This is a genomic window from Paenibacillus sp. FSL R5-0928 (assembly GCF_037970385.1).
Taxonomy (GTDB): domain Bacteria; phylum Bacillota; class Bacilli; order Paenibacillales; family Paenibacillaceae; genus Paenibacillus_AQ; species Paenibacillus_AQ odorifer.
The window spans coordinates 3,452,824-3,467,802 of the sequence record NZ_CP150225.1 but is presented as its reverse complement, the minus strand read 5'-3'; the positions used below and the strand labels follow the sequence as shown (position 1 = coordinate 3,467,802).

Annotated in this window: 12 protein-coding genes and 1 pseudogene; 2 read left to right on the top strand and 11 right to left on the bottom strand. The window is 40.8% G+C overall.

Going from position 1 to position 14,979, the window contains the following annotated elements:
- Nucleotides 1-136 precede the first annotated feature (136 nt).
- The 4 genes from MKZ16_RS15645 to MKZ16_RS15630 form a co-directional block, all read right to left on the bottom strand.
- Nucleotides 137-682 carry a CueP family metal-binding protein gene (locus tag MKZ16_RS15645; protein WP_076105660.1) on the bottom strand — a complete coding sequence of 182 codons (546 nt, stop codon included), beginning with the start codon at nucleotides 680-682 and terminating at the stop codon, nucleotides 137-139.
- 212 nt (nucleotides 683-894) lie between these two features.
- Nucleotides 895-1,761 (bottom strand): SDR family oxidoreductase, encoded by an 867-nt coding sequence (locus tag MKZ16_RS15640; protein WP_038570928.1) that lies wholly within the window; start codon nucleotides 1,759-1,761, stop codon nucleotides 895-897.
- A 196-nt stretch (nucleotides 1,762-1,957) separates the two neighbouring features.
- Complete coding sequence (locus MKZ16_RS15635; RefSeq protein ID WP_076105659.1) at nucleotides 1,958-3,709, bottom strand: HAMP domain-containing sensor histidine kinase; 1,752 nt, start codon at nucleotides 3,707-3,709, stop codon at nucleotides 1,958-1,960.
- Complete coding sequence (locus MKZ16_RS15630) at nucleotides 3,706-4,461, bottom strand: response regulator transcription factor (RefSeq protein WP_036677929.1); 756 nt, start codon at nucleotides 4,459-4,461, stop codon at nucleotides 3,706-3,708. Before MKZ16_RS15630 ends, MKZ16_RS15635 begins: the two co-directional genes overlap by 4 nt.
- Before the next feature lie 191 nt (nucleotides 4,462-4,652).
- On the opposite strand from MKZ16_RS15630, the gene MKZ16_RS15625 reads away from it, so the two are divergent.
- A complete protein-coding gene (locus MKZ16_RS15625) occupies nucleotides 4,653-5,684 on the top strand; it encodes a M23 family metallopeptidase (protein ID WP_076099276.1) in 1,032 nt (343 codons plus the stop codon).
- Nucleotides 5,685-5,797: 113 nt separating this feature from the next.
- Nucleotides 5,798-6,385: pseudogene (locus MKZ16_RS15620) on the top strand (TIM barrel protein).
- A 44-nt stretch (nucleotides 6,386-6,429) separates the two neighbouring features.
- Here MKZ16_RS15620 and MKZ16_RS15615 read toward each other — a convergent pair.
- From MKZ16_RS15615 to MKZ16_RS15585, 7 genes are all read right to left on the bottom strand, one after another.
- A complete protein-coding gene (locus MKZ16_RS15615; RefSeq protein ID WP_036677934.1) occupies nucleotides 6,430-6,753 on the bottom strand; it encodes a hypothetical protein in 324 nt (107 codons plus the stop codon).
- An 84-nt stretch (nucleotides 6,754-6,837) separates the two neighbouring features.
- The gene (locus MKZ16_RS15610; RefSeq protein ID WP_036677937.1) at nucleotides 6,838-8,058 is read right to left on the bottom strand and encodes a GNAT family N-acetyltransferase; all 1,221 of its coding nucleotides are present in this window, start codon (nucleotides 8,056-8,058) and stop codon (nucleotides 6,838-6,840) included.
- 94 nt (nucleotides 8,059-8,152) lie between these two features.
- Nucleotides 8,153-9,520: a Na+/H+ antiporter NhaC gene (gene nhaC, locus MKZ16_RS15605; protein ID WP_076105658.1), complete on the bottom strand. Its 1,368-nt coding sequence runs from the start codon at nucleotides 9,518-9,520 to the stop codon at nucleotides 8,153-8,155.
- 222 nt (nucleotides 9,521-9,742) lie between these two features.
- Nucleotides 9,743-10,369, bottom strand: a complete 627-nt coding sequence (locus MKZ16_RS15600; protein ID WP_038570921.1) for an HAD family hydrolase — start codon at nucleotides 10,367-10,369, stop codon at nucleotides 9,743-9,745.
- A gap of 58 nt (nucleotides 10,370-10,427) precedes the next feature.
- Nucleotides 10,428-11,909 (bottom strand): DUF4179 domain-containing protein, encoded by a 1,482-nt coding sequence (locus MKZ16_RS15595; RefSeq protein ID WP_076105657.1) that lies wholly within the window; start codon nucleotides 11,907-11,909, stop codon nucleotides 10,428-10,430.
- Nucleotides 11,910-11,926: 17 nt separating this feature from the next.
- The gene (locus MKZ16_RS15590) at nucleotides 11,927-12,424 is read right to left on the bottom strand and encodes an RNA polymerase sigma factor (RefSeq protein ID WP_036678355.1); all 498 of its coding nucleotides are present in this window, start codon (nucleotides 12,422-12,424) and stop codon (nucleotides 11,927-11,929) included.
- Nucleotides 12,425-12,590: 166 nt separating this feature from the next.
- Entirely contained in the window at nucleotides 12,591-14,975 is a 2,385-nt protein-coding gene (locus tag MKZ16_RS15585; protein WP_076105656.1) for a polyprenyl synthetase family protein, read from the bottom strand.
- Between the last annotated feature and the right edge of the window lie 4 nt (nucleotides 14,976-14,979).

The following is a 14,979-nucleotide window of genomic DNA, read 5'->3' as shown; positions in this document are numbered from 1 at the left end:
CGATGGACATTTGGCGAAAGTCCGACACAGAATACATCAGAAGGAAGATCAAATCGGATTATGAATAACGAATTCGACATCGCTTAAGAAACATCCTCCTGAGCATTCGCTTTCCAAGTCTTCTCTCTACAACTTTTTAGATACTTTCTGCCAATTGCATAGTGGTAACACATGTATTATCACTCTTAAAAGTGGAAAGCTCAGATTTTGCTGCTTTTCCATCCTGCTCAATGGTTACGTTATATTGTTTGTCCCGGGGTAACCAAAGATCAATAAATCCGTTAGATAGCGATTTCATTTCTTGATCCACAATCACATTGCCTTCGCTGTCTTCGATATATACTTTAAACTCATCATCCGTTAATTCCCCTTGGCAGCCGGTCAAGCTATGTGTAGCGCAAGGATGCGTATTCTCCACATATGGAGCTATAGAAACAAAAAACTCATCTTTAGGCAAGTCGTAAGTTTTCTCTTTATTGTTACTATCGGTTACAATAAGTTGCTCAGAAGTGATAGAAGCGGACAGGTTTTCCATACTGCTTGAACTATATTCTTGCACTAATTGCTTAATGTCGGTTGTATCTTGTGCTGAGGGCGTATCCTTGTCGATACCTCCCAATAACAAATACGCACCTAATGCAACAACCGCCGCTCCAGATACCAGCAAGATATTTCTTTTCATTTGTAATCATCTCCTTCGCTTATTCGCCAGATTATGTACTCTCTCAGAGTATCTTCCATTTCTTTTAGTATAACTAGTTAAACTAAACTAACACAATTATGAACAAGGCAAAATAGTGAAAAGTTATGTATTTGATTCATCCTCTATCAACACAAAAAAAGGCCTCCTCACTGGTTTTTCAACCTCGAGGAAGCCTTTTATCTTTTATATTATTATGCTTGTAAATTACCGACCATAACACGAATGACATCCGCAAGAGGAGTAGCTGAACGTTTCAGCAGTTTCTCTAATTCGCTACTTTCAATATTAAGCCAACCTTCACGAATACCACGTTGTATAGCTACAACTATTGGAAGCGCAGCTTCTGGGACACCCACCTCCGACATGGTCTTGGCATAAGCCTCGTCGTCAACCTGGATTACTTTGATTTCTTTACCGATTACAGTGCCTATGATCTCAGTCAATTCCTCTTGTGTTAAAGGTTTGCCAGACAATTCATACACTGTGTTCTCATGTCCGTCACCTGTCAGTACATTAGCTGCAGCTTCTGCATAATCTCCGCGTGTAGCCCAGCCAACTTTACCGTTCCCTGCTGAAGTCACCCATGGGGCACCTGCTAGAGCGCCTTGAATGGAGCCGATCTCATTCTCCAAATACCAGTTATTACGGAGGAAGCTGTAAGGAATGCCTGTTGCGCGAATAGCTTCTTCGGTGATGCGGTGAACTTCAGCAAGAAATAGTTCACTCTTGTCTGCTTGTCCTACACTTGTGTAGGCAATGAAGCCAACGCCTGCTTTTTCCGCAGCAACAACAGCTGCTTTATGTTGACGAATCCGGGTTTCATTATCACCATCTGCGGATACAATTAATAGTCGATCCACACCGGCAAATGCTGATTCCAGCGTCTCAGGTTGATCAAAATCACCATGACGGACTTCTACTCCACGCGCCTGAAGATCACTTGCTTTTTCTGGGTTCCGCACACTAACTACAAGATCACCTGCGGGTACAGTTTTAAGTAAAGCTTCTATCACCAATGATCCGAATTGACCTGTTGCTCCTGTTATTGCTATTTTCATTTTTACTTCCTCCTCAAATTAGGATGATAAATTTATTTTTAATCACTACCTGTAACTATTGTAGTTACAATCAGTTTAGATGTCAACTTATTTATGATCCCAACTCTGGCTGGATAATAAACAGAAGAATTAAAAAACTATATTCACAACAAAAAAACCACCGTCATTTCCGTTAGGAAAAACGCTGGTTCTATGATCAGCTCCAACTCAACTTAATAATGGTCCCTTGTCCAGGGCTACTCTCAACAGCAATCCTGCCCTCCATACATTCGATTAATCCCTTGGAGATCGCCATGCCAAGGCCGGATCCGTTGGAGCTAGATACGGTGTCCGTTCCTCGATAATAACGTTCAAATAGACGGTTAAGTGTGACTTCATCCATTCCATCGCCATCATCGGAAAATTGAATAGTAAATCCACTGTCCTCATCATTCATAGTAAGCGAAACCGTTAAAATCGTATCTGAGGGGTTATGAAGTAAAGCATTCGCAGTCAAATTGTTGACCACCCGCTCTAGCCATGGAGTATACAATCGAGCTCTCACTTCGTTTGGTGCCGGCACAAATATAATTCGTTGCTTCCCGTATTCGGGATTTGCAGCAGCTTGATCAAGGGCTTGATGTAGCCAAAAGTTCAATTCCACCTCCATCAGCTCTGGTGGCTTGATCCCTGTTTTTAGCCGATAGGTCATGGCAAGATCACTAATAAGCATGTCCATATGGGCTGATTTATCCAGCATAGTCCTTGTAAACTTGCGAACTTCCTCTTTCGACCAATCATACGAAGGCTCCGCCAGTAAATGGGCATAACCAGTTATAGAAGATAAAGGAGTTTTTAAATCATGTGTAACACCTGCGATCCATTCTTCCCTCAAATTCTCTGTTTGTTGCCGCAACGCTTGATCTCTCTGCAAATTAGCAGATAATTTCTCTATGGATACCATAACATCAGAAAAAACCCGGTATCTCCGTCTCCATTTACCTACGTGTGTTCGACTACGACGATTTCCTTTACGGTCCATAGGCTCTGTATATATGGCATTTCCAATGGAATCGAGCCATACAAGCATATGCAGCATTGGCGCTCCAAACCTATGAGCTTGCCATAAAGAAAGCAATATAAATGCAAGCAATAAAGCCGCGAGCATTGCTAATGAGCCTTTAATAACAATTTTAACCTCTTCAGGTAACCATACCTTTTGGCCTATATCTGCTCCCTTTACGTTTGGTTGTCCAACGATCCATGTTTGGCCGGTTTGTTTATCAAAAGAAGATCGGACATGATAGCCGTAACGTTCACTGTAGAGAGTGCGTAGTGCTAGCTCTGGCACTGAGTACTTGGTGGGAATCATCTTTGGCCTATTATAGGAGAGCAGCTCCGTACCCGATGAATCAATGAGTTGAACAAAAGCCTGTGATGATTTAATTTCTCTTTCAATCGAATCAGGCAGAACCAGATCTCCATCTACTGCATCAAATGTACCTTCGCTCATTTTTTTTAACAGAGGATCTAGTATATTTGGCGCGCCATAAAGAAGCGTGAATTGTCTCCCATTTTTCTCTTGAATCCATACAGCCAGAGTATACGGAAAAGGCTGAGTCCCTGTCCAATAGGCGACTACTTCACCCGGTCCATATTGAATTGGGACATCTTTTGGAGTGTTGTAGGCACTTTCAACTTTTCCATTTTCATCGATGTTTTGCAGCCAGCCCTTATTCTTCTTCACTTGCTCCAGCAAGCTCGGGGAAAATTGAATGCCCTTCTCATCAATTTTGGAGGATTCAACCAGTTGCTCTAAGCCAACATTAGCAAAATCACGCGTAATACTGATATCGAGAAAACGCAACAGCATCCAAGTAAACGTTACTGCTGCAATAGCGAGAACAACCATTCCCGTAATAGCTAGCTGTAGAACGAACCTTAACGTTAACCGGCGTTTGATATTCATGGCATGGACAACTCCTGGCGGTCTACCTTCACCAGCTTATAACCAAGGCCCCTAACGTTAACAATAAATTTTGGATCGGACGGGTCTGCTTCGATACGTTCTCTAATTCGATGAATATGAACCATGACCGTATTATCATCACTCAGTGCTTCATCGCCCCATACTTTCTCATATAACTCACTTTTGCTGAAAATCTGATTGGGATGTTTGCATAGGAAGACCAGCAGTTGAAATACAAGTGCCGGACAAGCAACAGACTGACCCTCTACCAGGAGTTCTCCCGCTGTCTCATCTAGCTTAAACCTTCCGTAATCATATACATTTGCAGATTTATGGGGGACTATTTCTACACTCTTGCCAGTAGCCTGTTGGTTAGCAGAAGCAAAATATCTCCGCAGCTGTGCTCTTATACGAGCCACCACTTCAAGCGGGTTAAAGGGCTTAGTGATATAATCATCTCCACCTATAGCAAAGCCCGTTAATTTATCGAAATCAGACGTCCGAGCAGTCAGAAAAAGAATAGGAGCATCCGTCGTCTGCCGGATAAAAGGGCAGATTTCGATGCCACTTCGTCCGGGCAGCATTACATCCAGCACAATTAAATCATATTTTTTGGATTCACAGGCACTTACTGCTTCTTCACCTGTTTGCACTGTATCTATATTGACGTAGCCTTCCTTACGCAGCACTGTCTCCATAATGTCTAAAAGTGATACCTCATCATCAACCAATAAAATTGAAGCCTCATTCATATAAATTTTCCCTTTCACAATAGACGTTTTTATCATCATAGCATGATTTTTTTGGCTAGCAATCTTACTAATCTTAACGGAAGCTTAATTCGTATTCATTAAATAGCTAGTAAATTATGTAAGTGTTAATATAGAATTTCAGAAGAGCTAAGGCTAGACTGCTACAATCGTAATACTGGGAGGCGAAATATATGAACAAAAAACCTGAAAAAATCATTCATAAAGTTATTTTGAATACAAGAACTGCCTTGGCTGTAGGGTCACTGTCTTTATTAATGGCTGCCTGTGGAGGAGAGAATGCTGATGTGCCCACTAATGAAAAGGCGGAGCAGACAACAAACCCGGCCACAGCTGCCATTCTGAGTGGATTTGCTCCAGATGAACTATCAAAGATTCTACTGGACGGGAAGTACAAGGAGTTGTATGCCCGCTTTAACCAGCCTTTAAAAGATGAAATAAGTGAAACAGAATTAGCAGAGACAGGAAAAGAATTCACTAAGGGTATCCATACATTGGAAAAGGCATCGACCATGCAGCTTAATGGATTTGATCGACGCACATGGGTTAGTGATGCTGGCAATAAGGGGCTTGTCGGGATGTTTGATCCGGATGGGATGATTACATTAATTCAAGTTCAAGAGCTTACCCCTTCTCCTGAAACCGACAATGTACTAAGTAAACATGAATACGCACTGCCGTTTGAGGGAGATTGGTATGTGTTTTGGGGTGGTGAGAATGTGCTTGTGAATTATCATTATGAGTTAGAAATCCAGCGTTACGCTTACGATTTTATCCAAACCAAAGATAACTATTCCTATAAAGGAGACCCACTAAGAAATGAAAGCTATTATGCCTTTGGCAAAAACATTCTCGCTCCAGCGGACGGCACCGTTGTATCGGTTGTGAATGACATTAAAGACAATGAGCCAGTTGGGGTCATGAATCCGAATCAAGCTACCGGGAATATAGTTGTCATTGATCATGGCGGGGAATATAGTCATTTGGCGCATCTCAAACAAGGGTCAGTTACTGTAAAACCGGGGGATAAAGTCGAAAAAGGGGAGGTTATTGGCTTAACAGGTAATTCTGGTAATACGAGCGAGGCCCATCTACACTTCCAAATCTCAGATGGAGCTGATCTATTCACTTCCCGGGCAATCAGAGTTAAATGGGAGCAAGATTTAAAACCAATTCAAGGCGAGACTATTTTCGCCGCTAATTAGCGCTAAATTCCGGGTCGCTAAGGTTGTCTCTCATAAATAATAGATCAGATAAGACAACCTTGATCTTCCCTAAAAAACTTCCTGTATTCTGAGGAAAGGAAGTGTCAACCCCGATGTCTTTACTCCTAGGCTCTCATGTGTCTATGACCGGAACAAAAATGCTCCTTCGAGCTAGTGAAGAGGCAGCTTCTTATGGAGCGGCCACCTTCCTTTTTTATACCGGAGCCCCACAAAATACACGCCGCAAACCCATTGAAGCTTTGAATATTGAAGCAGGACATGCTCATATGAGAGATAACGGTATTTCTAATATTATTGTACACGCTCCATTTATTGTTAACTTAGGAAATACACTTTCGGCACAGGTCTTTGAGCATAGTATAGAGTTTCTTCAATCAGAAATCATAAGAACAGAAGCTTTGGGTTCAACCCAAATCGTCCTACATCCTGGCTCTCAAGCCGGCATCTCTCGGATCGTGGAAGGCTTAAACGAAGTGCTAACAGATAAACGAAATGTTCAGGTTTCGTTAGAAACTATGGCTGGAAAAGGTAGTGAATGTGGAGTCTCTTTTGAATAACTTCCAGCTATTCCCAAACTCTTAGAGACTCCCTCCATCGGTGAAAAGAAATATGTAAACGCACCCTATAAGCATGAGATTTCCTTGTTAAGGGGAGATACAGATGAGCTGGTAAAAAAATAAAAACCGCCAGTTACGCGGTTTTTTATCTGTGCAACCATCATCGATTATCCTTTTGTGGAATCAATTGTAGTAGGCGCGGTTCCATTTACCTGGAGTTTTTTTAACGAGTTTTTCTTTGCTGTTAATTCTTTGGAAAGATCAGCTTGCAGGCGATTCATGTTTTTAATTTCATCGTTAAGCTTTTTGATTCGCGTCATTTTACTGCTCAAATCTGTGTGAGACTTGCTAAATTTCATATCCTGTTCTAATTGATTAATTTTGAATTTGGATTTTTCCTTTTTGTTCTTCACGTTTTTGAGCTTGCTCTCTACCTCTATGATTTCTTGTTCTAACCTTTGGATCATTGGTTTGGTGAAATTAATCGCCATTCTTACACCCCATATCATTTAGTGTTGCCGAGAATCAATTCTACTATAAAAGAACAAAAAAGCACACTCATTAGAGTATGCTTTTTAAAAATAATCAGAGAAATAAGGATGTTCTGGCCTGATTAACCCTTCCAGGAATTGAACTGTAGCTTCATCTGCCTGGATCCGACCGATCCTAGCCAAATAGGTAGGTCGCTTATAGCCCATTAACATCGTGGTTAAAGTAGGAATGTCAATCAACAAGGAAGGGTTAGTCCCTCCTGCGTGCAAAACACCTGTTCCATCTTTATCCACATTAAGCGTAAATGTACCCCGGTTCCATTCCAGCATCGGATCACTCAAGGTGAAGATAAGGCAACCCTCTTTATCCTGTTTTTTAAACGGATACTGTTCGATAAATAATTGTACATCCACTATCCGGGCCATAAAATAAGGAGCAATGGTTTCCTTGATGTCACCATCATCTAAAACGAAGGAAAGCGGCTCCCCTTTATAAATATCCCCTTTGACAAGTGTAATCATCGAAAAATGTGCACTTATAAAGTTCCATAATCCCACCCGAGCTTCTTCGTTAATATATACCATTTCTTTGATATAAAAGATCTCCTCAGCAACCCAATACAACAAATACCCCGTGGGCAAATCATCATTGTTATAATAGATGCCTACCGTCATTTCATCCAGATCCCAACGTAAATATTCTTCCCAAGCCAACTTATTTCGAAGCATAGCTCCATGATGCTGCATGGAGAACTGATCATATATCTCCTTGATATCTGGATGTTCAATAGTTACCCGCTCCACGTTCCCAGGAACTTTTTTAGTTTTCGGCAGCTGGGTATCCGGAACTTCAAATGAGATTTTATCGGTAATGATCTCCCAGCCTTTCCGCCTATAATATGGAATGGAATACGGAAATAGATAAGAAATTGATTGCTTGCGGCCCCGCATTTTAGTTAATGCATGCAGCATCAGCTTATTCATTAAACCTAAATTAGCATATTCGGGATAGGTTCCAACACCCGTCAAGCCACCCATCTCATAAATTCGCCCAAAAATATTTACTTGAAATGGGTATACTGCTAACTGTGAAATCAATTTATCACCATCAAACCAACCGACTACATCAGCATACTTTAGAACTGGCAGCTTCGCTTGGGTGATTTCACGATTTTCCCAACCAAAGATTTGTAAATCACGATTCGTCACTTGAAATACATAACGTAATAAATTATTAAATTGCTCTGCATGTTTAGTCTCGACATTTGCTAACCTGATTCTGTCCTGCAACTTATTGCGACTCACTATCAATACCCCCGCTGAATTCCCCAGATATAAATCAGAAATCACTCTTATTATTCTTTATATCCGTTCAATAAATACATTCTTTCAGAGAAGGTTAGCCTAACGAGTTCTTTTGCAGCTTCGGGATCAAAGCATACGCAAACGTAATGAATGGGCTTAACCACAGAAGGGTGGCATAAGGTATATATTCAATTACCGGTACACCTAGTGTAGCTGCGAAAAAAGCACCGCTAACTCCCCAAGGAATTAAAGGATTAACAAGGGTTCCACAATCCTCTAACGTACGGGATAGTGTCTTTGCTGGAATGCCTCGGCGATTATATTCATCTTTGAACATTTGACCGGGCAGCAAAATAGAAAGATACTGTTCACCAGTCATCCCATTAACCGCAATGGATGATGCGCCGCTCATAAGCACGATACTGCTTTTACGTTTGAGGGGTTGAATGATTTTGCGAAAAAAAGCCTCTATGACACCACAATATTGTATTAGCCCGCCTAATGATAAAGCAATCAAGATAAGTGAAACGGAACTCATCATTGATTGCATTCCACCTCGGTTAACGATAGAAGCAACGGTTTCATTGGCAATAGTACTTTCGTATCCATTCTGCATCACACTGAACCAGACACCGATTTCTGCCTGCTGCTGAATAATAGCGGTCACCAGAAGACCAGTGACAATGCCAACCATCAGTGTAGGAAGGATTGGGATTCGTTTGATTGAGCAAATAATAACGGCAAGTGGTGAGATCAACGTTAACCAGTGAATACTAAATCCATCCTGTAGAGCAAACTTAATCCCCTGAATCGACGATAAATCAATCGCATCGGCTTTTGGTGCGAACAAGAAAAAGACAGTAGTTATAATAAGCGCTGGAATCGTTGTGTACATCATATTACGAATATGTGTGAACAAGGATATACCTACCACTGCAGGTGCGAAATTTGTAGTATCAGATAAAGGAGACATTTTATCACCAAAACAAGCTCCACAAATAATCGCTCCAGCAGCAAGTGTTGGAGAAATCCCTGTCGTCAAAGCAATACCCATCAAAGCTACACCAATCGTGCTAACGGTGGTGAATGAGCTTCCAGTAAACATAGAGACGACAATTGTGACATATAACGCGCTTACTGCAAAGTAGTTCGGATTAATATAATCCATACCATAAAATAAAAGTGTAGGCACCGTACCACTCATCATCCATACAGCGATCAATATTCCGATTAGCATGAGGATAAGAATGGGCATTATAGCTGTTTGTATGCCTTTGATGATAGCAGCCTCAATATCTTTCCATGACACGCCAAATAAACCCAATAAGACTGCTGTGCCAACTGTGGTTGCGAGAAGCGGGATATGAGGTTCTGCTTTTAATAGGAAAATAGATACAAAAAGAAATGCAAGAATAAAGGCGATGATAATCATACTTTTTGAAAAACTAAGCTGACGGTCCATAACGATAGTGCTCCTTAACATTGTGATTGGGATAAAATCCGAAGATTGCGGTGCTTACTTACTTTTAAGCTTTTAAGCTTTTAGGCTTTTGGGCAATGAAGCACAGAGGTAATATTAACGATAAGATAGAGAAGAGTCAATGTTAAGAACATACAATGAAGGTTTTTCCATTAAAAAACAGAGGGCAAAATGCCGCTCTGCTTTATATTCATCCTATTCACTTTACAATTGCAGCTTTAAAATATCCTGCGGAGTTTCAAATTTATATTTCGCGGGAATATGCTCATGCTGCTTGCATCCCCATAAAGCTAATCCAAAATCGACACCAGCATCTCGTGCACATTCATAATCATAAATCGTGTCCCCTATGTAAATAGATGATTCAGGGTTTGCTTTTGATACTCTAATAAATTCTAGCAAGGGGTCTGGATGTGGCTTATGCTTTGCTGTATCTTCTGCGATAACGGTATATGATAAATATTTAGTTAAGCCAAATGGAGCGAAATCGTCATTTAGCTCATCTCTTGTCTTGGAAGTCACAATTCCTTGAACGATCTCTTTTGACTGTAATGAACTCATTACATCTACAATTCCGTCAAAGATGTTAATAGTATCATAGAAATCTTTCATGAAAACATTCCATCTCTCATTGCCCTCATGAATATCTTCGATCCCAAGTTGCGGTAATGAAGCTGAACCTGGAATACCTAACACAAAATTAAGCTCTGACAATTCATACTCTTTGTTGTGATCCACCTTTAACATCTTTTGCAGAGAACTCAAAACAGCAATTTCTGTATCAATTAAGGTTCCATCCACATCAAAGATTACAGTGTTATATTTACGCATAACTACCTCCTATAGGATTACAACAAATACAAGATTATTAATCGTTAAGCTTAATCTATTACTTAGAAAATAACTCTACGGTTTGCGTATCCATAATCGGATTGATATATTTCTCTAGCGTAATCGTTAGTGGTTGAGGATAATCTTTCGCTCCCTTTCCAAAAGTATAACGCATTTCATCCACGGCTGTACCATCCTTTGAAGTCATGTAGCCACCGAAGTTTCCTGCCGAAGTTGTTTTGATTGCTCTTTTATGCACATTTCCTTCCGCATCAGTAAAAGTCTCAGCAAGTCTAGTGTAGTATTTTAAATATTCGGCATCAGTAATTGTATGCCGCAACAAGATCTCTCCTTCATCTGCATAATTCTCTTGCGTTGGAGCAACAAGCTCAAGGCCGCTTCCCGGTGCTTCAATGATTTGCTGCTTATTGAGATCGACAACAATTTTCATTTTATTTTTTTCGACTGCCGAGATACCAAAGGTTTTTAATGAAACGGTGTCTGGCTGATGCTTTAGGCCGCTCTGGCTGTTCCTGAACACCAACGTAAACTTGGTGTTGTCCGAATAGACTTCAGAATTGTCAGAGTTGACGATGTCGGGGTAAAATAATTTTTCGGTAGCACCCCCATTTGTACTAATCAGAACTGGATTAATCAATTGGAAAATTTGTTTATCATTGTTCAGATCATACTCCAAATCTGCATAGGTACTAAGCGGTGTATATTGCACTAGATTCACTTTAATCTTTTGCCCGTCAACTGTCAGCGTTTTATCCGTTTTTAGAATTTTTTCCTGTGCTTTGAGCATATCAGGATTAAGTTCGAAAGCAACATCCAGATTAGTCCGGTATTTATTACTACTGGATTGTAGCGCCTTATCTGAAGTTTCAGTGAGAATGACATTATAGTTTACTTCCTTTGGATATTTAATCGTTGGTGAAAGACTAGTGGTGTATATAAAATCCTTAGACTGGCCTGGTTGAATTCGGTTATCGCTGGCAAGCATACTTAGTGCAGCACCTTTATGTAGATTCGACTCCTGTATGCCTTCATATTGAAGCGCAAAATCCGCATGTATAACTTCTTTGTCTGTATTGTTCTGAACACTGTATAGAATATACACCTTCCTTCCATCTGTTACTGCACCAGTTACATCCACTCGGTACCCCTTGTTTTCCGCGCTCTGACCCACCGGCATCACGAGATTCTGTTCCAGAGCACTTGCAAGTGCTGGTTCTAACCTTGAAAATGAGCGATAAGCTGCAAAATCATCTGTATTTTTAGGGCTGGCGGTTTGAACTGAAGGTTGGGCCACTTCCTTGGCCGGTAATCCGATTGAAGAGTATGTAAATAATAGGGCTACGGCTGCAGCTGCAATCACTCCCAAACCTGCGGTATAAACACGGCGTTTCTCACGTTTTTTTCCTTCCATAATTCCCTTTCGCATCGCGTTATAAATTTTCATTTCCTGTAAAGTCTCAGTATTCTGATTCATTTCATCAACATTTTTCTGCAAAATACGATCTTCTTTATCTGTCACTCTGTTCACCTCCCATATCACTTCAGCACATTACGAAGCTGTTTAAGTCCCTCACGTAACCAGGTTTTGATTGTACCTTCTGGTTTTTTTAGCACTTTTGCGATTTCGATTGTAGTCATGTCATTGTAATATTTAAGAAGTACCACATGCCGATATTTGGGCTTTAACCTGTTCATAGCGCGTTCCAGATCAATCCGGTCGTTGCTTTTCATTTCCTGAGTTGCAACCTCTGCCAGCTTCTCCGTAGGAATCACTCGTTTTTTTCGTCGTAGTTCATCCATACAACAATTGATCGTAATTCGAATCAACCAAGGTGTAAATGACTGTTCATCTTTAAGCTTCTTACGTTTCATCCAGGCCCGACATGAAGCCTCTTGTACAACTTCTAACGCGTCCGCTTCTGTTCGTAGATAACTATAAGCGACGGTGTACATTTTCCGATGCTCCACATACAGGCGTTTAAAGAAAACTTCCTCATCCATACGGGCAAAATCAACCATTCTGACCTCGTCCATCGTCCTATCCACCACTCACTACACCCCCTCTTTTTTTGTCAGTGTCGGTATTAGGATAAAGTCATCGTTCTGATGTTCTTATAAGTAAGACGGAGCTGAACGTAAAAACGATTGATTTTTTTCATAAAAAAGTGCTGGCAAAGATGCCAACACTCCATTTTCATATTTATCGATCACGATTAACCATATAATTCAATAGATGTTTTAAAAAATTGATATTGCGGGGGATCTCTTTTAACGCCTCCATGGCAAGACAATAGTGCTCCCACATCTCTTTTCTAGCGCCTTCTGAACCCAGAATGGATACAAACGTTGCATTGTTATTCTCAACATCCTGCCCTGTCGGCTTACCTAGTAATTGTAAATCCCCTTCCAAGTCGAGTAAATCATCTTTAATCTGAAAAGCAATCCCCGCATGATAAGCGAATTTCTTCAAAGCTTCTATTTCTGTCTCCTTAACCTGTGCAAGAATCGCTGGCATAACTAGTGAAGCTTCGAACGCAATGCCCGTCTTATAGAAACAAATCATATTTAATTGCTCTAGCGTCAATGCTTTTCCTTTAGAATTCAAATCCATCGCTTGCCCCATGCAGGTATCTTCCGCCTTTTGAGCTGAATATTGCATTAAAGCAATTACGGATTTAGCATCGAATGTATGAAGGGATGCCTGTTCCTCAATCGACTTCTGAATTAGAAAGAGTCCTGTCAATTCCGCCGTAGCGCTATTATACACCTCATGTAGAGTTGAACGGCCTCTTCGAGTGGGGGCATTATCCTGAGAGGGCAGATCATCGAAAATTAAGGATGCAGTATGCATATATTCCAAAGACCTCAAAAGCGGCACAATTGCTGCGCTGTCTAATCCGTATTCGTTCACACCCATAACCCAAGTCAGGATAGGTCGTATTCGCTTGCCATCACCCTCTAAACTATAATTGGCTGCATCAATTAACATTTCTTTCATAGCTGGTGTCCCAACAGGTTTATTAATCGGCAATTGATTGTTGATTTCACCACGAACCTTTTGAATCGTATTGTGAAAATCCACCTTTTCCTGCTTGTTGTTTTTTAAATTCGTAAGCAGTTGATCTCTTAGTAGTTTGTCAAAAAAATCCACATCATCAGCTTTCAACACCATTTGCTGCACGAGATGATTAAATTCGGGTTGACCCGAAGCAAAGATCTGCATAATCTCTTTATACTTTTCAGTACCCACACGTTCTTTACAACGCTTCAAACCGTTAATTGCTCGATCTAGAATCACTTCACGGGTTTTGGCATCGGAGTGATATACGGAATGGATTAGATGAGAGATGACGGTCCAGTATAATTCAAAAGGGTTTATCAAATCTGAACGTTGATCACGGTATTTCAGAAAATAGGTATACGGCGTTACCGCTCCCTCTTTCATATCGTCAAACATATCCGCAAAATCATCAGCCAGTTGATTGTAAAGACCATAATAAAAAGTACGTTGATCAAATCCATCATCTGTAGGAGCACTAATAACGGATCGGACAATTAAACGGGAAGAAGAGGATTTTAAGATAATGGGGATATAAAGCTCTTCATTGGTGTATTTAGCGTTGGAGAGTTCCTTAACACGGTCCAGCTCCTGAGATTGAAAAAACACAAAGGATTGCTCGAAAAATATGTTCTGCATTTCTGGACGTTGATAGCTTTTAATATATTGGAAAGCTTCACTAAGCTCCGAATGTACGTATCGAATGAATTCCATGTTCTCTCCGGACCATTCTCCAAGCTCAGGCACAGATCTAGTAAGGATAGCGTCGCGTAACATGAGGGAATATTGCTCTTTTTCTTGAAGCGTTAAGACACTGGAATCGAGAAGATCATCAATAAAAGGGTAAGTCAGCCCATAAGAATAGCCAAGTCTAATGGCTTCACTAAGCTTCTTAGAACGTTCCAAAGGTGGGGTACTCTCCCCCATTTCCTCCATTACATGCAGAATGACCCCGATAATGATCTTAATTAACTTACGCTGCGCTTGTTCGGCATTCATTTCCTGCGGAATATGGGTTGATACGTTCTTTAGCTTGTCGATCACCCAGATGGTGGCGGTCTCGACGCCTTCTTTTTGCGCCCAGCGATATACTCCTGCCAAGCTCATAAATTCCGATTGTTCTCTTATCATTGTTGAACCGTCTGGGATCAATTGAGATCTAATGTCAGCAACCATTCGCTTAATCCTGTTTTGTGTGTCAGGAGAATCCAAGGCTTTGCCCAGATCTCTCATATATAAATAGGAAACGCTGCGATCTAAATAATCATCCAATTTACCGGAAAGATTCAGCCACCCTATATACTTATGATAATCCTGAGAATCAGGTTTCCTCTTCCCTCTAGAGAAAAAGGACAACCATGAGCGGCGATGAATATGATGTTTTTTCCATAATTGAATATCTTCAGTCAGAGTAGATACATACGTTTTTTCTTTGAACTGCATATGCAGTGAAACAAAATACTGAGCCGCCCTCTGCTCGGCTAGCGAATAGGCTGAATCGGCATGATCGGTTAAATTTACATTCATAGGT

What these genes read in the sequence shown, in the direction of transcription:
- MKZ16_RS15645 (WP_076105660.1), bottom strand. Translation starts at nt 682, where the DNA reads ATGAAAAGAAATATCTTGCTGGTATCTGGAGCGGCGGTTGTTGCATTA.
- MKZ16_RS15640 (WP_038570928.1), bottom strand. Translation starts at nt 1,761, where the DNA reads ATGAAAATAGCAATAACAGGAGCAACAGGTCAATTCGGATCATTGGTG.
- MKZ16_RS15635 (WP_076105659.1), bottom strand. Translation starts at nt 3,709, where the DNA reads ATGAATATCAAACGCCGGTTAACGTTAAGGTTCGTTCTACAGCTAGCT.
- MKZ16_RS15630 (WP_036677929.1), bottom strand. Translation starts at nt 4,461, where the DNA reads ATGAATGAGGCTTCAATTTTATTGGTTGATGATGAGGTATCACTTTTA.
- MKZ16_RS15625 (WP_076099276.1), top strand. Translation starts at nt 4,653, where the DNA reads ATGAACAAAAAACCTGAAAAAATCATTCATAAAGTTATTTTGAATACA.
- MKZ16_RS15615 (WP_036677934.1), bottom strand. Translation starts at nt 6,753, where the DNA reads ATGGCGATTAATTTCACCAAACCAATGATCCAAAGGTTAGAACAAGAA.
- nhaC (WP_076105658.1), bottom strand. Translation starts at nt 9,520, where the DNA reads ATGGACCGTCAGCTTAGTTTTTCAAAAAGTATGATTATCATCGCCTTT.
- MKZ16_RS15600 (WP_038570921.1), bottom strand. Translation starts at nt 10,369, where the DNA reads ATGCGTAAATATAACACTGTAATCTTTGATGTGGATGGAACCTTAATT.
- MKZ16_RS15590 (WP_036678355.1), bottom strand. Translation starts at nt 12,424, where the DNA reads ATGGACGAGGTCAGAATGGTTGATTTTGCCCGTATGGATGAGGAAGTT.
- MKZ16_RS15585 (WP_076105656.1), bottom strand. Translation starts at nt 14,975, where the DNA reads ATGAATGTAAATTTAACCGATCATGCCGATTCAGCCTATTCGCTAGCC.